This window comes from Rhodophyticola sp., assembly GCF_965284195.1.
Lineage (GTDB): Bacteria > Pseudomonadota > Alphaproteobacteria > Rhodobacterales > Rhodobacteraceae > Rhodophyticola.
Window position 1 is genome coordinate 129,763 of the sequence record NZ_CBDIRM010000002.1, and the last position, 16,899, is coordinate 146,661.

27 protein-coding genes and 2 pseudogenes are annotated in these 16,899 nt (G+C 64.7%); 8 read left to right on the forward strand and 21 right to left on the reverse strand.

The window, feature by feature from the left end; translation table 11 throughout:
* Window positions 1-8: 8 nt before the first annotated feature.
* From ACQ651_RS21035 to ACQ651_RS21075, 9 genes and pseudogenes are all read right to left on the reverse strand, one after another.
* The gene (locus ACQ651_RS21035) at window positions 9-122 is read right to left on the reverse strand and encodes a hypothetical protein (protein WP_430450489.1); all 114 of its coding nucleotides are present in this window, start codon (window positions 120-122) and stop codon (window positions 9-11) included.
* Window positions 100-654 (reverse strand): CAP domain-containing protein, encoded by a 555-nt coding sequence (locus tag ACQ651_RS21040; RefSeq protein WP_430450490.1) that lies wholly within the window; start codon window positions 652-654, stop codon window positions 100-102. Before ACQ651_RS21040 ends, ACQ651_RS21035 begins: the two co-directional genes overlap by 23 nt.
* 598 nt (window positions 655-1,252) lie before the next feature.
* Complete coding sequence (locus ACQ651_RS21045) at window positions 1,253-1,333, reverse strand: hypothetical protein (RefSeq protein WP_430450542.1); 81 nt, start codon at window positions 1,331-1,333, stop codon at window positions 1,253-1,255.
* Window positions 1,308-1,703 carry a calcium-binding protein gene (locus ACQ651_RS21050; RefSeq protein WP_430450491.1) on the reverse strand — a complete coding sequence of 132 codons (396 nt, stop codon included), beginning with the start codon at window positions 1,701-1,703 and terminating at the stop codon, window positions 1,308-1,310. The genes ACQ651_RS21045 and ACQ651_RS21050 overlap by 26 nt, the downstream gene beginning before the upstream one ends.
* The gene (locus ACQ651_RS21055; RefSeq protein WP_430450492.1) at window positions 1,657-2,151 is read right to left on the reverse strand and encodes a calcium-binding protein; all 495 of its coding nucleotides are present in this window, start codon (window positions 2,149-2,151) and stop codon (window positions 1,657-1,659) included. The genes ACQ651_RS21050 and ACQ651_RS21055 overlap by 47 nt, the downstream gene beginning before the upstream one ends.
* Before the next feature lie 18 nt (window positions 2,152-2,169).
* Window positions 2,170-2,325: pseudogene (locus ACQ651_RS21060) on the reverse strand (calcium-binding protein); the annotation flags it as partial.
* Window positions 2,289-2,399 carry a hypothetical protein gene (locus ACQ651_RS21065; RefSeq protein ID WP_430450543.1) on the reverse strand — a complete coding sequence of 37 codons (111 nt, stop codon included), beginning with the start codon at window positions 2,397-2,399 and terminating at the stop codon, window positions 2,289-2,291. The pseudogene ACQ651_RS21060 and the gene ACQ651_RS21065, both read right to left, overlap by 37 nt.
* Window positions 2,350-3,432 carry a calcium-binding protein gene (locus ACQ651_RS21070; RefSeq protein ID WP_430450544.1) on the reverse strand — a complete coding sequence of 361 codons (1,083 nt, stop codon included), beginning with the start codon at window positions 3,430-3,432 and terminating at the stop codon, window positions 2,350-2,352. The genes ACQ651_RS21065 and ACQ651_RS21070 overlap by 50 nt, the downstream gene beginning before the upstream one ends.
* A gap of 58 nt (window positions 3,433-3,490) precedes the next feature.
* Window positions 3,491-4,126 (reverse strand): hypothetical protein, encoded by a 636-nt coding sequence (locus ACQ651_RS21075; protein ID WP_430450493.1) that lies wholly within the window; start codon window positions 4,124-4,126, stop codon window positions 3,491-3,493.
* A 257-nt stretch (window positions 4,127-4,383) separates the two neighbouring features.
* Between ACQ651_RS21075 and ACQ651_RS21080 the strand changes: the two genes are divergently transcribed.
* The gene (locus tag ACQ651_RS21080) at window positions 4,384-4,935 is read left to right on the forward strand and encodes a fasciclin domain-containing protein (RefSeq protein WP_430450494.1); all 552 of its coding nucleotides are present in this window, start codon (window positions 4,384-4,386) and stop codon (window positions 4,933-4,935) included.
* A gap of 93 nt (window positions 4,936-5,028) precedes the next feature.
* On the opposite strand, the gene ACQ651_RS21085 is transcribed toward ACQ651_RS21080, so the two are convergent.
* The 6 genes from ACQ651_RS21085 to ACQ651_RS21110 all read right to left on the reverse strand — a co-directional run bounded on the left by ACQ651_RS21085 (window position 5,029) and on the right by ACQ651_RS21110 (window position 9,044).
* The gene (locus ACQ651_RS21085) at window positions 5,029-5,601 is read right to left on the reverse strand and encodes a calcium-binding protein (protein WP_430450495.1); all 573 of its coding nucleotides are present in this window, start codon (window positions 5,599-5,601) and stop codon (window positions 5,029-5,031) included.
* Entirely contained in the window at window positions 5,552-5,764 is a 213-nt protein-coding gene (locus ACQ651_RS21090; RefSeq protein ID WP_430450545.1) for a calcium-binding protein, read from the reverse strand. The genes ACQ651_RS21085 and ACQ651_RS21090 overlap by 50 nt, the downstream gene beginning before the upstream one ends.
* A complete protein-coding gene (locus tag ACQ651_RS21095; protein ID WP_430450496.1) occupies window positions 5,691-5,894 on the reverse strand; it encodes a calcium-binding protein in 204 nt (67 codons plus the stop codon). The genes ACQ651_RS21090 and ACQ651_RS21095 overlap by 74 nt, the downstream gene beginning before the upstream one ends.
* Window positions 5,866-6,489 carry a hypothetical protein gene (locus tag ACQ651_RS21100; RefSeq protein ID WP_430450497.1) on the reverse strand — a complete coding sequence of 208 codons (624 nt, stop codon included), beginning with the start codon at window positions 6,487-6,489 and terminating at the stop codon, window positions 5,866-5,868. The genes ACQ651_RS21095 and ACQ651_RS21100 overlap by 29 nt, the downstream gene beginning before the upstream one ends.
* Window positions 6,490-7,323: 834 nt before the next feature.
* Complete coding sequence (locus tag ACQ651_RS21105) at window positions 7,324-7,866, reverse strand: GMC family oxidoreductase (protein WP_430450498.1); 543 nt, start codon at window positions 7,864-7,866, stop codon at window positions 7,324-7,326.
* Complete coding sequence (locus ACQ651_RS21110; RefSeq protein WP_430450499.1) at window positions 7,863-9,044, reverse strand: GMC family oxidoreductase N-terminal domain-containing protein; 1,182 nt, start codon at window positions 9,042-9,044, stop codon at window positions 7,863-7,865. The genes ACQ651_RS21105 and ACQ651_RS21110 overlap by 4 nt, the downstream gene beginning before the upstream one ends.
* 180 nt (window positions 9,045-9,224) lie before the next feature.
* Between ACQ651_RS21110 and ACQ651_RS21115 the strand changes: the two genes are divergently transcribed.
* From ACQ651_RS21115 to ACQ651_RS21125, 3 genes and pseudogenes are all read left to right on the forward strand, one after another.
* On the forward strand, window positions 9,225-9,530 hold the full coding sequence (locus ACQ651_RS21115) for a DegT/DnrJ/EryC1/StrS family aminotransferase (RefSeq protein ID WP_430450500.1): 306 nt from the start codon (window positions 9,225-9,227) through the stop codon (window positions 9,528-9,530).
* Window positions 9,443-9,718 (forward strand): annotated as a pseudogene (locus tag ACQ651_RS21120) (DegT/DnrJ/EryC1/StrS family aminotransferase); the annotation flags it as partial. The gene ACQ651_RS21115 and the pseudogene ACQ651_RS21120, both read left to right, overlap by 88 nt.
* Window positions 9,709-9,816: a DegT/DnrJ/EryC1/StrS family aminotransferase gene (locus tag ACQ651_RS21125; RefSeq protein ID WP_430450546.1), complete on the forward strand. Its 108-nt coding sequence runs from the start codon at window positions 9,709-9,711 to the stop codon at window positions 9,814-9,816. The pseudogene ACQ651_RS21120 and the gene ACQ651_RS21125, both read left to right, overlap by 10 nt.
* A 93-nt stretch (window positions 9,817-9,909) precedes the next feature.
* Here the strand turns inward: ACQ651_RS21125 and ACQ651_RS21130 are convergent, their stop codons facing one another.
* Window positions 9,910-10,155, reverse strand: coding sequence for a hypothetical protein (locus tag ACQ651_RS21130; protein WP_430450501.1), 246 nt, complete (start codon window positions 10,153-10,155; stop codon window positions 9,910-9,912).
* Between ACQ651_RS21130 and ACQ651_RS21135 the strand changes: the two genes are divergently transcribed.
* Window positions 10,154-10,384 (forward strand): hypothetical protein, encoded by a 231-nt coding sequence (locus tag ACQ651_RS21135; RefSeq protein ID WP_430450502.1) that lies wholly within the window; start codon window positions 10,154-10,156, stop codon window positions 10,382-10,384. The two genes, ACQ651_RS21130 and ACQ651_RS21135, sit on opposite strands and share 2 nt — an antisense overlap.
* 13 nt (window positions 10,385-10,397) lie before the next feature.
* Here the strand turns inward: ACQ651_RS21135 and ACQ651_RS21140 are convergent, their stop codons facing one another.
* The 4 genes from ACQ651_RS21140 to ACQ651_RS21155 form a co-directional block, all read right to left on the reverse strand.
* A complete protein-coding gene (locus ACQ651_RS21140) occupies window positions 10,398-10,904 on the reverse strand; it encodes a glycosyltransferase family 2 protein (protein ID WP_430450503.1) in 507 nt (168 codons plus the stop codon).
* 120 nt (window positions 10,905-11,024) lie between these two features.
* Window positions 11,025-12,977 carry a GumC family protein gene (locus ACQ651_RS21145; protein ID WP_430450504.1) on the reverse strand — a complete coding sequence of 651 codons (1,953 nt, stop codon included), beginning with the start codon at window positions 12,975-12,977 and terminating at the stop codon, window positions 11,025-11,027.
* Between the two features lie 197 nt (window positions 12,978-13,174).
* The gene (locus tag ACQ651_RS21150) at window positions 13,175-13,555 is read right to left on the reverse strand and encodes a hypothetical protein (RefSeq protein ID WP_430450505.1); all 381 of its coding nucleotides are present in this window, start codon (window positions 13,553-13,555) and stop codon (window positions 13,175-13,177) included.
* Window positions 13,556-13,640: 85 nt separating this feature from the next.
* Window positions 13,641-14,225 (reverse strand): sugar transferase, encoded by a 585-nt coding sequence (locus ACQ651_RS21155; protein ID WP_430450506.1) that lies wholly within the window; start codon window positions 14,223-14,225, stop codon window positions 13,641-13,643.
* A 375-nt stretch (window positions 14,226-14,600) separates the two neighbouring features.
* On the opposite strand from ACQ651_RS21155, the gene ACQ651_RS21160 reads away from it, so the two are divergent.
* The gene (locus ACQ651_RS21160) at window positions 14,601-15,143 is read left to right on the forward strand and encodes a glycosyltransferase (RefSeq protein WP_430450507.1); all 543 of its coding nucleotides are present in this window, start codon (window positions 14,601-14,603) and stop codon (window positions 15,141-15,143) included.
* Complete coding sequence (locus ACQ651_RS21165; protein WP_430450508.1) at window positions 15,097-15,711, forward strand: glycosyltransferase family 4 protein; 615 nt, start codon at window positions 15,097-15,099, stop codon at window positions 15,709-15,711. Before ACQ651_RS21160 ends, ACQ651_RS21165 begins: the two co-directional genes overlap by 47 nt.
* Here the strand turns inward: ACQ651_RS21165 and ACQ651_RS21170 are convergent.
* Window positions 15,620-16,591 carry an O-antigen ligase family protein gene (locus tag ACQ651_RS21170; protein ID WP_430450509.1) on the reverse strand — a complete coding sequence of 324 codons (972 nt, stop codon included), beginning with the start codon at window positions 16,589-16,591 and terminating at the stop codon, window positions 15,620-15,622. The genes ACQ651_RS21165 and ACQ651_RS21170 overlap by 92 nt on opposite strands.
* A 17-nt stretch (window positions 16,592-16,608) precedes the next feature.
* Between ACQ651_RS21170 and ACQ651_RS21175 the strand changes: the two genes are divergently transcribed.
* Window positions 16,609-16,863, forward strand: a complete 255-nt coding sequence (locus ACQ651_RS21175; protein WP_430450510.1) for a hypothetical protein — start codon at window positions 16,609-16,611, stop codon at window positions 16,861-16,863.
* Window positions 16,864-16,899 lie beyond the last annotated feature (36 nt).

Here is a 16,899-nt window from a genome sequence, read left to right on the forward strand (position 1 = left end):
GCCCGCCGCTACAGCAGGTCATTGCCGGCATTGCCGCGCAGCAGGTCGTTGCCTGCACTGCCATGAAGCGTGTCGAACCCCTGCAACCCGATCAGCGTGTCATGGCCCGCATCGCCATGCATCACGTCGAACCCGAAGCCGCCGTTCCAGCAGATCGTCGTCCGCGCCGCCACGCAGCAGATCATTGCCCGCATTGCCCGACAGCGTATCGTTGCCACCGCCGCCTTCGAGGTTGTCATCGGCACCCGTGCCCGTGACAACCTCGTCGTCGGAGTCCATCACCGGCCCGTCGTCATCCGCCGCCCCGGTGTCAAGATCGACCGTGCCGCCGGTCGCGGCAAATGTCTGGGTCACGATGACCGATTGATAGGTGCCCGAGCTGAAGCTGAAATTGCCCCGCTCGACACCGATGCCGACATAATCCAGCGCCGGGTCGAGGATATTGGCCCGATGGCCGGGGCTGTCCATCAACGGGACATGCAGATCCTGGACATCGTCCATGATGCCCGCCGCCCCGCGTTCGCTCTGAACGGCAAGGTTTTCCGCCGACTGCCAAGCGCCGCTGAAGTCGAAGCCCGCATCGCGCATGCGCTGGTTGGCGGACGAGCCGCTGCGCCGCCGGTGTGGGAAAAGATGTTCTCTTGCAGCATCCATTGCGAATGCAGCTCTGATGCAACGTTGAGGTTCAGCTCAAGCGCGAGCGGGTCCGCCCTGACCCTGGCGCGCTCTGCGTTGATCAGGCTCAGCATGTATATTTCGTATTGATCGGCCTGCGTCATGCCTTCGTCCTTCTGGTGTCCTGACGCATAACGGTGCGATTGAACCGGATACCAAACGATACGGGCAGTCTTTTCATGGCGATTTCGAGGCGTAAACAGTTTGGGGTCGGAAAGGACCAAACTGTGCTGGAAAGCGCCGATCGCCCGGTGTCCGGCGACATATGCCCCCGGCCTTTCACAGGCGAAAGACCGGGGTGTGACGTCAGAGGAACGTGACCTCGTCGAGGATCGCGCCGGTGTTGGTGACGCCGGTAAAGGTCAGCGTGTCGCCATTGCCGAAATCGAGGATCAGGAAGCCGTCGGCGTCACGCCCGGCAAACGCGATCAGATCCGCCGCCACCGGCGTGCCACCGCCCATCAGGGCCGCGTCGATCTCGATCGCGTCGATGGCGTTCTGGAAATCGGCCACCCGGTCCGCGCCGGACCCGGCCATGAACACAAAGGTATCGACCCCGATCCCGCCTTTCAGCACGTCATCGCCCAACCCGCCATCCAGACGGTCGGCGCCCGGCGTTGCCCTCCAGCCGGTCATCGCCGTCGCCGCCGATCAACACGTCGCCGCCAGTGCCGCCAAACAGCAGGTCGTTGCCGACACCTCTCCAGCGTGTCGGCCATGGTTCCGCCTTCCAGCCGGTCATTGCCCTCGCCGCCATCAAGGCTGTCATTGCCGTTGTTGCCATAAAGGGTGTCGGCCCCGTCCCCGCCCAGCAGGGTGTCATAGCCGTCCAGCCCGCGCAGCAGGTCGTCGCCCGTGCCCCCGTCAAGCCAGTCGAACCCCAGCCCGCCATGCAGCTCATCGTCGCCCGCCCCACCCAGCAGGCTGTCGTTGCCGTAATTGCCCGACAGCGTATCGGCCCCGTCGCCGCCATCCAGCGTGTCATAGCCGTTCAGCCCGAGCGCCGGAATCGTCGCCCGCGCCCGCATCGATGCTGTCAAAGCCGAGGCCGCCGTTGATGCTGTCTGCGCCGGCCCCGCCGGTCACCGTGTCGTTGCCATCACCCGCCGCGATGCTGTCGCCCGGATCGTCCGGCCCGGCCCCGCCGGTCAGAACGTCATTGCCCGCCCCGCCCAGCAGGGTGTCGGACCCGGTTCCGCCGGTCAGCGTGTCATCCCCTGCCCCGCCATCCAGCAGGTTGTTGCCCGCGACACCGCTCAGCACATCGTTGCCGTAGTCCCCCAGCAGCGTGTCATCGCCATCGCCGCCGGTCAGGGTAAGGTCGCGCAGCGCCAGAACCTGCGCAAGGCTCAGGCTGGTGTCCGAGAACTGAAAGTCCTCGATCCCGCGGAACACATCGGTGCCGCGATAGGAGACGATGGTGACCTGGCGCGCCGGGCCGCTGACCACCATGCTGTTGAGCGTGCTGATCCCCACGATGGCGCGGTCGGTCCCGGCCCCGCCATCCAGCGTGTCATCGCCATACCCGGCCCACAGCGTGTCATCGCCCTCGCCGCCCAGCAGGACATCGTTGCCGTCGCCACCATCCAGTGAATCGTCGCCCAGCCCGCCGATCAGCGTGTCATTGCCGGCATAGCCATAAAGGGAATCGTTGCCTTCCCGCCATCGGCACGGTCATCGCCACCATAGGCATAGATCCGGTCGTCGCCGTAATCGCCGATCAGCCGGTCGACCCCCTCGGTGCCATAGACCGTGCTGTTGCGCAGCGGCAAGCTCTTCGAGGGTCAGCACATCACCAAAGGACCCAAGGCGGAATTCGAAATGCTCGACGCCGGTCACCTCTGTCCGGTTGCCGTCGTGGGTGATGACAAGGTGATCCGCCGGGCCGCGCACGGTGACGCCGCTGGCGCGCACGCCGTCAAGGATCAGCCGGTCGATGCCGTCACCGCCCTGAACCGTGTTGTCGCCCGAGCCGCTGACGAACGTGTCGTCGCCGGTCTCGCCTTGCAAGCTGTCGTTGCCGTCGCTAGGCACCAGCGTGTCATTGCCTGCCCCGCCCGTAGCCGTGTCATCGCCCGCGCCACCATCCAGGTAATCCGCGGCCCCGGCCCCTTGCAGGCTGTCTGCCCCCGCGCGCCCGAACAGCGCGCTGCCGTCGGCGCCCGCCTGCATCGTGTCATCGCCCAGGCTGCCCAGGTCCTCGGCCAACTGGCGCCAGGTCATCACCTCGAAGGCGGTGCCGTTCCAGCTTGCGTGGCCCTCGACCAGCATCAGAAGCTGCCCATTGCCCAGCACCGCGACCTCGGGCGGAAAGGCGTAATAGTTGGTCTCGTAATCGGGCACCCGGCGCTCGGCGCACATGATTGCTGCAGGACACCAGCACGTTGTCGGCATCAAAACGATAGCCATAGGTGGTGTAGGCGGGTTGTAGCCCGAATACATCGCCGTGATCAGGAACCCGCCATCGGGCATCGCCGCGGCGCGCAGGTCGACGTAATAGGCATCCAGCGCCACCGCCTCGGTCAGGGGGGTGCCGTCGCTGTCGAACCGGCGCCAGAACCCGCTGTCCTCGCCACGCCAGGCCACCACGAAATCACCGTTCTCCAGCACCGCGACCGAGCCGCGATCGGCCCATGTCTCAAGGCTCTGGCTGATCATGAAACTGTCGGTGACGGGCACGCCCGCCGCGTCATAAATGCGTCCCAGGACTGCCGGATGATCGCTGTCATTGCCCGGCGCGCCCTCGCCGCCGCGCATCACCACGATGTAATTGCCATTCCCCAGCGCCGCGGTATCCGACACCAGGCTGTGCAGGTCATAGCCATAGGACACGTTGCCGACCCAGGGCGTGATCTGCACCGGGCCGCCAACCGGCGCGCCGGTGGCGTCGAAGCTCTGGGTATAGGTCGTGTCGGCCCCGGAATACTGCGCCGGGATCCCGGCATAGCCGCCATCCCACGAGACGGCAAGCCGCCCCCGCCAGCCCGGTGATGGCCGCCGAGCCACTGGTGGCGGACACATCGACATACTGATCGCGCGAGTCCAGATAGCGCGGCGGCACCGGCAGCAGGATATCGGAGATCAGCCCGCCCGCGGCATCATGGGTCTGCACCCGCAGATCGCCCGAAGCCCGGTCATGCCAGCCGATCACATACCCGCCGCCCTCCAGCCCGGTGGCAAAGGGGTAATAGTCGGGCACCTGGGATTGCACCACGCCCTCAAGCCGCGCCAGCGAGATCAGGCCACCCTGCGCCGCCCCCGTCGCGTCATAGCGCTGTGCGCTGACTTCGACATCATAGATGAAAAGATCGGGATCGGGGCGGACCCTTTGTTCGAACACCACCAGCGCGCCGCCATCGGCCAGTTCGGTGATGACGGAACGGTATTGCTCGCCGGCACTTTCGGCGTGGACGCGGGTGATGTCGGCGGCAGGGACAAGATGATAGGTCATGGGGGAATCCTGTGCGTTGGTGATCATGACCGACGACGCGCTGAATTTGAAAACCACCAGGATCAGCCTCGCCAATCACGACCCCATTTTAAGGCCCCGGGCCCGGCGTCTGAATGATCTGCGTCAATTGGAATATGTTTGGCCCCGACTGTGACCCCGGCTGTGACGGAAACCTTGGATGAAACTTTCACGGCATCCGGGTCGTGCATTGTGCATGGCCCCGAGACCCCGGCCGCATGTCATCAAGGAGAGAGACTATGAAAACCGCATCCAAACTGGCCGCCACGGCGCTGGCCCTGCTGATCTCGGCACCGGCCCACGCCGACAACCCGATGGTCGGGGGCGCGGCGATGCTCGAGACCAAGAACATCGTCGAGAATGCCGTCAACTCTGCCGATCACACGACCCTCGTGGCCGCGGTCCAGGCGGCCGGGCTGGTCGAGACGCTGCAGTCCGAAGGCCCGTTCACGGTGTTTGCCCCGGTCAACATGGCGTTCGAGGCCCTGCCCGCAGGCACCGTCGAAACCCTGCTCAAGCCCGAGAACAAGGCCATGCTGACCAAGGTCCTGACCGCGCATGTGGTGGCCGGTGACTGGTCGGCCGCCGAGATCGCCCGCCGCGCGCGCGCCTCGTCCGATGGGTTCTATCATTTCAATGCCGTCTCGGGCGATGCGCTGTCCGCGCAGGTCCGCGGCAACAATGTCTATATCTATGACGAAAGCGGCAATGCCGGGCGCGTCACGATCGCGGACGTCAACCAGTCGAACGGCGTGATCCACGTCGTCGATACGGTGCTGGTTCCCAAGTAATCCGGCCAGAAGGGTCGCATCCGCGCACGCCCTTTATTGAAGACGACACATGGCGGCCGCTCGGCCGCACAGGCGAAAGACCGGGGTGTGACGTCAGAGGAACGTGACCTCGTCGAGGATCGCGCCGGTGTTGGTGACACCGGTAAAGGTCAGCGTGTCGCCATTGCCGAAATCCAGGATCAGGAAGCCGTCGGCGTCACGCCCGGCATAGGCGATCAGATCCGCCGCCACCGGCGTGCCACCGCCCATCAGGGCCGCGTCGATCTCGATCGCGTCGATGGCGTTCTGGAAATCGGCCACCCGGTCCGCGCCGGACCCGGCCATGAACACAAAGGTATCGGCCCCGATCCCGCCGATCAGAACGTCGGCCCCGGTGCCGCCGTCCAGCCGGTCCGCGCCGCCGTTGCCTTCCAGCCGGTCATCGCCGTCGCCGCCCAGCAGCGTGTCACCGCCCGAGCCGCCCCGCAGCAGGTCGTTGCCTGCACCACCCTCAAGCGTGTCGGCCATGATCCCGCCTTCAAGCAGGTCATCACCATCGCCACCTTGCAGCAGGTCGTTGCCGGAATTGCCGATCAGCGTGTCGGCGCCGGTGCCGCCATCCAGCGTGTCGAACCCGTCACCGGCGATCAGCAGGTCGTTGCCAGCCCCGCCCGAGATGGAAGTCAAAGGCGATCCCGCCTTCCAGCCGGTCGTCGCCATCGCCGCCATTCAGGACATCGAACCCGTTGCCGCCCTCCAGCGTGTCGTTGCCCGCGTCACCGTTCAGCGTGTCGAACCCGTTCAGCCCCAGCACGACATCGTCGCCCGCACCCGCATCGACGCTGTCCAGCGAAGCCGCCGTTCAGCAGGTCATTGCCCGCACCGCCCGTCAGCGTGTCATTGCCCGCACTACCCGACAGGGTGTCGTTACCTGCATCCCCGGTGATGCTGTCATCGCCACTCGTTCCGGTGTCGACCACCGGCGGGGTGGAGCGGCTGGTTGATCAGGGCAGGCTGGCCCTCGATCACGGCGGTGAACTCGGTTTCCAGCCCGTCGAGCATATAGGCGAAACCGTTGGGAAAGATCGCGCCGAAATGCGCGTTCAGCGAGCGGCCCTCGGTTTGATCCTCGAAGGTGACGCTGCCACCGACCGGAGTGCCATTGGCATCGTATTGCCGCACCACGGCCTCTTGCCGGTAGGGCGTGCCGCCGATGGTGTGATAGAGGATCGCATAACCGCCATCCGACAACGCGAATATCTGCCCGTCATATTGCGTGCCGCCGGTCAGGTCGGTGTTCACCACTTCGGGCCCGCGCAGAAAGCTGCCATCGGAGTTGAGCAACGCCTGGAACAGCTCGGGGTCGGCATCCACGCCCTCGCGCCGGTTGGACCAGGTCACGACGATGGTGCCATTGTCCAGGGTCAGGGCGTGCACGCTGTCCTCGGCCGCGCGGTTGAAGGCCACGTTGTCGGTGCCGCCGATGGTGAATTCCTCGCCGATCTGGGTGGCGTCGCGGTCAAAAAGCCGGGCCAGCACATCGCGGCTGGCCTGATCCTGATAGATCAGCAGCACGTTGTCGCCGGCCTGCGCCAGCGCGATCGACGCGGGCTGTGCCGCAGAGGATGCCGAACGACTGCTCGCCGGTCGGGGTAAAGCTGGCGGTGGCGCGGTCCTCTCCTGCGGTCAGGGTCAGCGCGATCCGCGGCGTGACACTGGGATTGCTGCCCGACACCCCCGCCGAGACCAGCACATCGCCCAGGTCCAGCAGCGGCGTCCGCGTCCCGTCCAGCGCGCTGACCGACGCGGTGTTCCTGTACTACGATCGTGGCCCCGGACATGGCGGCGGGCGCCTCGTCCAGCCGCGTGCCATCCGCCGAGAAATGGATCGTGTCACGAAAGCTGGTGTTGGCACCCAGATTGGTCGCCAGGACCGACGGGTTCTCGCCCCTGATGTTCAGCGCGAAACTGCCATCCTCGGCCAGGATGACACTGCCGACCGCAGAGTAATACGGCAGCAGGGTGCCGAAATAGACGAAACCCGTGCAGACTGCGTCTGGGGTGTACTGACACGGCTTGCGGTGCGACCAGCGGGAACGTCCAGCCGGAAGCAGAGGCGACCATGTCGCAGCTGATTGTCGACATCATGGCGGTAAACCGGTTGCCGACCTGAACGGCTATAGGTGACGGGTTGGGACAGGACAGTCGGCAGTTCGTCGTTGAAAATCACGGACATCTACAATTCCCTTAATGCAAACAAGATTCGTGGATGCACCTTACACATGGCCGCAGCCCGGCCATCATCAGGATTGATGACGGGGCTGATCAAAATGACAGAAACGCCCCCGAAATCCCTGACCGGACGGCGTAGGATCAGCCGTGCAAACCGTCGCCGCGCCGCCGTCGCCCTCAACCGCGCGGCTTGTTTGCCGCCAGGTGGTCGGCCAGACGCAGCGCCAGGGCGATCATCATCAGCGTCGGATTGACATGGCTTGCGGTCGGCAACACCGAACCGCCCGCGGCATACAGCCCCTCGACCCCGTGCACCTTGCAATCGGTATCGACAACGCCCTCTTCGGGCCGGTGCGACATCCGCGTGGTGCCCATCATGTGCCCCAGATCGATCGCCACCGCGCGCTCGGGCGCGCCATTGACAACCCAGTCCGAAAGCTGCGGGCGCGGCAGGCCCATGCCGGTCGCCGCGGCGCCGAACTGCTGCCCGATCCGCAGCAGGTTTGCGCGGGCCGCCTCTCCGGCGGACCAGGTCACGAAAGGACGCGCAAGACCAAAGGCATCGCGCCTGTCCGACAGGGTCACCCGGTTCTCGGGCAGGGGCGGCTGTTCGGTCGTCGCCTCGATCCGCAACCCCGACAACTTGACCGGAAGCCGACCGTTCTGGAAATCCCGGGCGACGGTGTTGGGAAACAGCCGCAGCGCCACGTCGACGATCACGCTTGAGATCGGCCGGGGTATGTAATTCCTCTCGATCGGCAGCGTGCCGTGGCCCCGCGCACGATCCGCACCGGGCTGCGCGCGACGCACATCGCGTCTTTCAGAACCGACGGGCTTTGCCGTTTCAGGATGCGTCTGGCGGCGGTGAACGGGTCGTCATCCGCGCGCTCTTCGTTGACGAACAACGCCCCGTTCAGCGCGCGTTCGGCCCGTTGCCATGCGGGGTCCAGCGCAAGCCCGTGCATGTAGACATGCGTCCGACCGTCCTGGCGATATCCGTACAGGCCAAAGCGCGACGCAAGATCGGGCGCGGCCTCCTTGTCAAAGCGGGCGATGGTCGCGGTCGGGTGGTCGGTCAAATATCGACCCACCGTGTCATGCCTGTTTCCCAGCCCACGCGGATCGGCATCGCGTGACACCAGCAAAAGCCGCGCGTTTTCGATCGTGCTGGCGGCAAGGATACAGATCGGGGCCGCGACCTCGATCCGATGGCCCGCAAGGCTGCGCGCCTCCAGGCCGGCAACCCTGCACCCCTCGGGATCGGTCAGTATCCGCGTCACGGTCGCGTTGGTCAGCACGCGCACGCCATCGGGTGGATCGGCCACGAAATCGGCACCGAACCGCATGATGTCGGTCACGCTGCGCCGCGACCGGGCAAATTTCCAGAAAACGGTACGGAACGCCGTGTCCGACAGGGACGGTTCGGGCGGGGTATGCCCGATCCGATCCCAAAGCGTGGCATCATACGGGCCCGGCCCAAGGTTCAGCAGATCCCCGGCCTGCGCAAGCCAGGGGGCAAGCGCGTCCCTGCTCACGGGCCACCCCGAAAGCGGCACCCAGTCCCGCGCCTGCGCGATCTGCTCGAACACCGCCGACTTGCCCGCCCAGGCCTGCGTCGATCCGCCAAGCCCCCGACAGCGCAGGCCATAGGTCTGGCGCGCACCGTCCCAGTGGGTTGTCAGGCTGCGATGATACAAGTCGCGTGCGGCGAATTCCTCGGCGCTCCAGCAGCCATCGGCGATATCGACCGCATTCAGCGCCTCATGCGCGTCGTCCTGGGTCAACCCGCCGCTTTCCAATACCACGATGCTGCCCATGCGTCCGGCCAGCGCGCGGGCCAGTGTCAGGCCGCACGCCCCGCCACCGACAATCGCAACATCGGCGTTAAGTCGTTTCAAATCGACGGCTTTATCCAAGGTTTGAATTGTCATTCCGACCGTTTCGCCTTAGCTTTTTATAGCTTTGATGAACGGGTGTGGGCCTGCAATACGCAAAAGCCGATCGAGGGCAAACGAGTTTGCCTATGTGGCTGCTGTGCTTATCGAACAACGCCAGTAATTCTATGGACGGGTCTGATCATGCCACGTTTGGGTTTGCGCGAGTGGGTCGCTGTCGGACGCGTGATCGCGCATGGTGACCTTTTGCGCACCTCCAGCAATCTCGGGCTCTGCCAGAAATTCGAACGCAGCCTTGCCCGCCGGATGGGCGCGCGCCACGCACTGGCCGTGAACAACGGCACTGCGGCCCTGATCACGGCACTGCAAGCCTGCCGGATCGGCCCCGGGGACGAGGTTCGGTGCCGGCCTATACCTGGATGGCCAGCGCCGCGGCCGTATTGCATGTCGGCGCCGTGCCGGTGCTGGTCGAGATCGACCAGACCCTGACCATGGACATGGACGACCTGGCGGCCAAGATCACCCCGCGCAGCCGCGCCGTCATTCCCGTGCATATGAACAACCGGCCCTGCGACATGGACCGGCTGCTGGAGATCGCGGCCAGGCACGACCTGCGCGTGATCGAAGACGCCTGCCAGGCCATCGGCGTGCGCTACAAGGGCCGCGCCTGCGGGACGATGGGCGATGCTCGAGCACCTTCAGCTTCAACCAGACCAAGAACATGACCTGCGGCGAGGGTGGCGCGGTTCTGGCATCCGGTCGACCTGATCCATGAACGCGCGCTGTTGCGCGCATGACATGGGGGTCAACTTTCGCAAGTTCACGCCCCATCGTCACGGATCTGGAATTCGTCGGCGGCATTTCCGCATCAGCGAGATCGAGGCGCCATGCCTGAACGTGCGCAGCTGTCGAAGCTGCCGGGGCGGATGCGCGCGATGCGGCGGCGGGTGGCGGCGATGGAACCGATCCTGAACAACAGCCGAGCTTGCCGATCGCACCGCACAACAACCCCGGCGAGGCCTGCAGCATCGTCGTGACCTTCGACACCGAGGCAGAAGCCATCGCGTTTGCCGATAACCTCGGGGTTCGGCGGCTTTTCGACACGTCCAAGCATGTCTACACCAAATGGACCGCCATTCTGGAAGGGCGGATGGCCCATCCCCGGTTCGACCCCTGGGCCTGGGCCGACGGCAGCGCCGCCGCCCTCGGCCGACGCCTGCCCCCGCACGCTGGACCTGCTGGCCCGCAGCTGCGCGATCAGCCCGATCCTGCAACTGCCCCATCCTGCCGCGATCCTGCTGGCCCGGCGGCTGGCCAAGCGCGTGCCCGCAAGGGGCGCGTGACGGCCCGGCGGCGTCACAGATCGTGGATACGCCCCGGCCTGCACCGCCCGCGCAACAGATCCCGAAACGCCAGCAGGTTGCCTGTCAGTCGGCCCCGGCGGTCGATCCACGGTTCGGGCCACAGCGACTTGGCGCTGTTGGCCAGCACGTTGCCGGTCATCAGCTTCAGCGCCCGCGCCCAATGATATGTGCCCTTGCGCACCAGATAGACCGGGTTGGCGATCTGCGAATAGCCCAGCCGCAGGCCGCTGATCCGCCCGGTCTTGGTGGCCAGATGCACCCCCCTGAGCTGTGGATTCTCGACAATCCGTCCGAACGCCGCCATGCGCCGGGAGAAATCAAGATCTTCCAGCCAGCCATAAAGCGGCAGGGTCGTGTCGAAACGCTCGGGGTGGGCCCGGACAGCCGTGCCGCGCACCGCCATGTTGCATCCGTAGGTCGAATAGACGGTGCGCGGCGCGGCATCGGCCATCGACTGGCGCGGCCCGCTCCAGCAGGGCCAGCCCCTGCGCGTGATCATAGCCGGGGCCGCTGCAGACCGTCAGTAACACATGGCCGGTGTGCCGATCACCACATCCTGCGTGTGTCTCGAAGAAGACAGCGCAGGGCGGCCGTCACGCTGCCGTCGGCGATCAGGAAATCATCGTCGATAAAGAACACGATCCCGGCATCCCCGGCATGGTGCCAGCACCGTGTTGCGTTGCGCCGACGACCCCTTGGGCCCGTGCAGCACATCCAGCCGGAACGGCAGATCACCCAGCCCCGTGGCCTCCATATCCGCGCCATCGGCGACCGAGACGATCACCCGGTCAGGCAAGTCTGACAAAGCGGCCATGTGAAGCACCGTTCTGCCGACCACCCCGGCCCGGCCCGTCGTGGCAATGCCGATGACGACACTCAGCCGGTTCCGGGATGTCATCTTTGCGGCTTCATCAACCTGATCAGCAGGGGCCTGCTCCTGCACCGGCATGCGAAGGCGTGTGGTGAGCGCCGGTTTCGTCACACGGAAACGCCCCGGCCACCCGGTTGCTGCGATGCCAGCACATACTGGCCATAGGTTTCGCCATATTGCGCGACCACATCCAGATCGACAGCGTTCAGCGTCAGGCCCACCTTTCCGGTATCCCCGCCCAGACGGGTCAGCGCCTCTTGAACGAACGTCGCGCGGCGTGTCTTTCCAGCGGACGACAAAAGCCACCGAATCCGAAAGGCGCGCCAGCAATGGCGCATCGGCCATGTTGGCGACCGGGGGCCCGTCGATCACGATCAGATCGTAGACCTTGCGCGCCTCGGCCAGATAGCGGGGCAGGTTGGCCCCCGCAAACAGGTCGGTCGGGCTGGTGACGGGCGCGCCTTTGGGCAGCAGGTCAAGTTCACCCGCCCCTGGCACAAGGTCATCAAACCCGTATGTCCGGGTGCGCATCACCTCGGTCAGGCCTTCGTCCCGTTCGGCCCCGAAAAGACGCGTGGTTCCCCCTCGTCGCAGGTCGGCATCGATCAAAAGCACGTTGAGCCCGGCCGAGCTTGCCGAGGTTGCCAGGGCCGCTGCAAGGCTGGTCTTGCCTTCCCCCGGCACCGCCGATGTCATCAGCAACACCGGCGACCTGCCTCTCGGGTCCCGGCCAGAATCCCAGCCCGAATCCCGGCCCAGATCCCGGCTGGAAAGCTCATGGCGGAGCAGTCGGACAGCCTCGGCATAAGGGGACATGGGAAGGTCGCGGACCATATCCCAGGCAGACGCTTTGGGCGGCAGCATCGGGATGCTGGCCAGCACGGGCCGCCCAAGCGTGCGCTGGATCTGGCGGGCCGTCATGAATCCGGGCTGCATCGATTCACGACCATACCCGATCCCGATCCCAACCATGGCCCCCGAGGCAAGAAGGAAGATGATGATGGCATTGGGCGTCGGAAAGCGCGGGTCCAGTGGCGGATTGGCCGGGTCGATCACCTCGACCCCGCTGATCAGGTAGGTGATGCTTTCATCCACCAGCCCGGCGTTGTTGAGATACCGCTCGTAGAGGGCCCCGTAGGCCGCGGCGCGACGCTCCAGTTCGCGCATCTCCACGCTGGACCGGCTGGCCTCGCCGGTTTCACCACCGGCCTGCGTCAGCGCATCGACGATCAGCTGCTCGCGCAGTTCAAGCGTTTCGATCTCGTTGGCGATCAGGCCCAGGATGCGCTGCACCTCGTCGGTCAGTTGCCGCTGGATCGCGGCACGTTCCTCGCGCAGGGCGGTCATGCGCGAGTTGGTCGTGCTGGGGCCGCCAAGGGCCGTTTCACGGCGCTCGAGTTCCAGCAGCAGCGTGCGCAATGTCGCAAAGATCTCGGACCCCTGCATTTCAGGAAGGGAGGCCGTGGTGCCCCCCGATGACACCACCTCGGTCGCCCGCGCATACACGGCCCGACGTTCCGCCAGTGCTGCACGGGTGTTGATCAGTTCGGAATTGAGTTCCGTCAGCCGCTGCTCGGACAGCGTGATGCCGGGTTCGCCTGACACCAGATTGTTGTCGATCCGGAAGGATGCGACAGCATCCTCGGCCTGCGACAACTGAAGCTGCAATTCGATCGCGCGCTCGTCCAGCCAGCCGGCCACACGGGACGCCTGCTGAAACTGCGACACCCTCGCGGTTGGCGACAAAGGATGACCCGATCGTATTTGCGATCCTGGCCGCAAGATCAGGATCGTTGGCAATGACCCGGATGCTGATGATGCCGGTGTCCCCCTCGCGATTGACATACAGGGTGTCGCGCAGGGTACGCACGGCATGGGCCGTCGCCGGATCAAGCCGGTCAAGCAGCGCCGCATCCTCTGCGCGCAGCGCAGGCGAGGTTGCAAGGACCGTTTCGATCCAGCCCTCCAACCAGCCTTTTGGTTCGGACTGAAAGAACGGCTGACTGGTCGAGACCCGTCCGGGCCACGACATCGCTCAGGACCTGGGTGGACTGGATGATATAGACCTGACCTTCGACAAAGGCGTCGATCGCCGCCGCGGCAGAGGCCTCGGTCTCAAGCGGGCTGCGCGCGGGCGGCTCGACCATCAAAAGGAGCTTGCCTTCGTAGAGCAGCTCCATCCGTGTCACGAGCAGCGCCCCGAGAACCCCGCCAACCACCATGCAGATCAGCACTTCACGGAACCGGCGGCGCAGGAACGCCCCCCATTGCCGGAACATGTCGGCAAGGGTCTGGGTCTCGAATCCGTGCGCACGGATGTCGTGGTACGCCCCCGCGCCACGGTATCGGCCCTGTGCCCTGTCATCACGACCCCGTCCCGCGCAGAACGACCAGAGAGGTCAGCAGAAGTATGGTCACATCCCTGCGCAGGGTCATGGTCTGCACATAGCGCAGATCCATCTCGACCCGCTCGGCATAGGTGGTGGCGCGACCGCGACCGACAACTTGCCACAGTCCCGTCATGCCCGGCCGAACCGACAGGACGACGCCCGCAACGCCGCCATACCGCTCAAGCTCTTCATTGGTCACGGGGCGCGGCCCGACGATGCTCATGTCACCGCACAGCACGTTCCACAGTTGCGGCAATTCATCGAGGCTGGTCTTGCGCAGGAACCGCCCGAACGGCGTGACACGGTGATCCCTGGCAAGTTTGAAATGCGCGCGCCATTCCGCGGCTGCCTCGGGATCGCTGGCCAACACCGCCGCAAGCCTGCGATCGGCATCCGTCACCATCGTGCGAAACTTGATGCATCCGAAAGTGCGCCCTCGCAATCCGGCACGCCGATGCACGAAGAACGGCGTGCCGCCGTCCCGCGCGACCAAAAGCGCGATAACGACAAGCAGCGGCGACAGAAGAATAGACAGCCCCCCCGCAATAATCATGTCCAATGCGCGCTTTCCCCGTGCCTCGTAAAAGGAAAGCGTCCGATTTTGTTCTCTTTTTGTTCTCAAAATTCTTGCATTTTGCCAAGCCGCACAGTGTTACGACTGGACCGTTAAAATCCGACATCATAAGCCCCCCAGCTTGGATGTGTCTTAATTCCGCCATAAAATTAACAAAAAGTCGCCTTTAAAAATACGCCAACCGCCGCAGGCGAGAAGCCGGAATTTATCGTTTTAAACGAAACAGATTGTTTCGCATGGGCCTCTTGCATTTGATTTGGACGCATTGACCCCAAGTGGCATGACGTCCCTGATGGTGTTTCGCAGGGAAGATATCCAGATAGGGAGCAACGGGAATTTCAACCAAGGCGAGTGCGCAAAGTGACCAAGAAAATCAAGGTCTTGAACATATGCGAAACGGCCCGTGGCGGTGTCGGAATCTATCAGAACATCATTGCTGGATTGGCCGAACGCGATATCGAGATGCACCACCTTGTTCCGGAGCAGGATGCCGATTTTCTCGATGACACCCTATTCCTTCACCGATTTGACAGACCGCGGCGCGGGGTAAATGCAACCGCTGCGATGATGCGCAGGTTTCGCCGCATTGTGGACACAATTGATCCGGACCTGTGTTTCTTCCGCAGCAGTTTCGCCCTTGCCTGCCTTGTCCAGATGCGGGCCCGTCGTGATCGGCGCCCGGCCCTTTACTGCCCGCATGGCTGGGCAGTGTCCAATTATCCGCCGGATTCAGCCAGGGCCCGCCTGATTCGAGCCCTTGAGGGACGGTTGAGCGGGCTGGCTGATTCGGTCGTTTGCGTCTCGAAGCACGAGGCCGCGATTGCCCGCGCCCACGGATACCGGGGGCGGTTCGAGGTTGTCGAGAACGCGGTTCCCGGCGCGGCCCCTGACGCAAGGGCCTAGCCTTTTCACTGATGAGCCATCCGCGCTGCATCTGTTGTTCGTCGGACGTCAGGATCGGCAAAAGGGGTTCGACATACTTGCCCGCGCCCTCGAGGCCAGCGGGCGTGCCGATCTGCGTCTGCATGTGATCGGTGGCAAGGTGCGTGACGACGGGCCGGATGTGACCATGCCCAAGGCCGCCCGCGCCGTGGGCTGGGTCGCGCATTCCGAGATCGACAGCTGGTATCGCTCGGCCGATGCGTTGATCGTCCCGTCGCGTTGGGAGGGGCTGCCCCTGGTCATCCCCGAGGCCTTGCGCAACGGCACGCCGGTTCTGTGTTCCGAGCGCAGCGGCATGCAGGACCTGATCACGCGCGGCCAGACCGGCGATCACTTTCCACTCGACGAACGCGCGCTGACCACCTTGCTGCGGGGATTGGACAAGTCTGCCCTGCGCAGGATGCGCCCCGCCTGCCGCGCCGCGTTCGATGCGCGCTTTACGGTTGACCGGATGCTTGACCAGCTCGAGGCACTGGTCCGGCGCATGGTACATCAGGACGGGGCGGCCGCGCGGCGGCAGGCGGCATGAACCAGCACCAGCTCGCAGCAGGCAAGCCAAGGATCACGAAGAAGTGGCGCCAATGCAGCAAGTCGACGACCAGGCCATTGACGATCTGCCCGGTCAGGATGGCGAACACCATCAGGCGCAGGACCCTGCGCGGATCGTTCACGGAAAACGACCGCAGCAGGCCGACCATCACCGCGCCGATGGCCCCGAAAAGGTCACGAAGCCCAGCCAGCCGTTCTCGACCATGACCTTGAGAAAGATGTTGTGCGGGTCCAGATCGAGACTCGCTCTGGGGGAAATCGGCCCGCCGGACAAAATGGCCAGGGCCGATCCCCAAGGGCTCGCGCAGCGAGATGGTATAGGCCGTGACCCAGTTCGAAAACCGCTCGGTGTCGTAATACTGAAGCTGCGCACGCTGCGCAAAGAAATCATCCAGCCCCAGCGCGTCGAGCATGAAGGGCAGGCCGACCACGATGGCCCCCCCCGAGATCACAAGCAGGGCCAGAAGCCATTTCATGTCCCGCACTGACCGCGTGCAGACCGCGATCAGCGTCATGAACACCAGCACGACGACCGCCGCGTTGATCCATGCCCCGCGTGAGAAGGTCAGAACCATCAGCGCCAGCACGAACAGCGAAAATCCGATCATGAACACCCGTGCCCGGGCGCGGGCCACCAATGCGCGGGCCATCAACAGAAAGCCACCTGCAACCATGTAGGGGCCATAGACATTCGGGTCCTTGAACAACGGCGACAGCCGCAACCCCTCATCCGAGCGGAAATAGAGATCGACCGGCCCCGGGGCGACCCCGGCCAGCGCGGCAACCCCGACCACGCCACCGCAGATCGTGCCAAGAACAAACGCCGCATAAAGCGCGTCAACGGCCCGCGCGCCGAACACCGATGCGAAATGCGGTCATGAACCAGCAGGATCAGCGCCAGATACAGGGTGATCAGGAAATACATGACCCCGAAAGAGAAACTGTTGGCGATCACAAGCGACAGGATGTTGAACACGATAAAGCCGACAAGCAGCGCGTGAAATGTCCGCGTCTCGGGCGTGATCTCGAACCGCAACCCGATCGTCAAAACCAGGATCAGAAATCCGATGGCAAACAGCAGGTCCGTCGGCGCAGGCTCGATCGCGACGACAAAGGCGGTCGCAAAAGCTGATCAGGATGCACCGCAAGGCAAAGCGCTGGACCGAAA

Coding starts and splice junctions, on each gene's coding strand:
- ACQ651_RS21035 (WP_430450489.1), bottom strand. CDS start 122: ATGCATGGCGATGCGGGCCATGACACGCTGATCGGGTTGCAGGGGTTC.
- ACQ651_RS21040 (WP_430450490.1), bottom strand. CDS start 654: ATGGATGCTGCAAGAGAACATCTTTTCCCACACCGGCGGCGCAGCGGC.
- ACQ651_RS21050 (WP_430450491.1), bottom strand. CDS start 1,703: ATGCGGGCGCGGGCGACGATTCCGGCGCTCGGGCTGAACGGCTATGAC.
- ACQ651_RS21070 (WP_430450544.1), bottom strand. CDS start 3,432: ATGCGCGGCGGCGAGGGCGCGCCGGGCAATGACAGCGATCATCCGGCA.
- ACQ651_RS21075 (WP_430450493.1), bottom strand. CDS start 4,126: ATGACCTATCATCTTGTCCCTGCCGCCGACATCACCCGCGTCCACGCC.
- ACQ651_RS21080 (WP_430450494.1), top strand. CDS start 4,384: ATGAAAACCGCATCCAAACTGGCCGCCACGGCGCTGGCCCTGCTGATC.
- ACQ651_RS21115 (WP_430450500.1), top strand. CDS start 9,225: ATGCCACGTTTGGGTTTGCGCGAGTGGGTCGCTGTCGGACGCGTGATC.
- ACQ651_RS21135 (WP_430450502.1), top strand. CDS start 10,154: ATGTCTACACCAAATGGACCGCCATTCTGGAAGGGCGGATGGCCCATC.
- ACQ651_RS21130 (WP_430450501.1), bottom strand. CDS start 10,155: ATGCTTGGACGTGTCGAAAAGCCGCCGAACCCCGAGGTTATCGGCAAA.
- ACQ651_RS21140 (WP_430450503.1), bottom strand. CDS start 10,904: ATGATCACGCGCAGGGGCTGGCCCTGCTGGAGCGGGCCGCGCCAGTCG.
- ACQ651_RS21150 (WP_430450505.1), bottom strand. CDS start 13,555: ATGTTCCGGCAATGGGGGGCGTTCCTGCGCCGCCGGTTCCGTGAAGTG.
- ACQ651_RS21175 (WP_430450510.1), top strand. CDS start 16,609: ATGAACCAGCAGGATCAGCGCCAGATACAGGGTGATCAGGAAATACAT.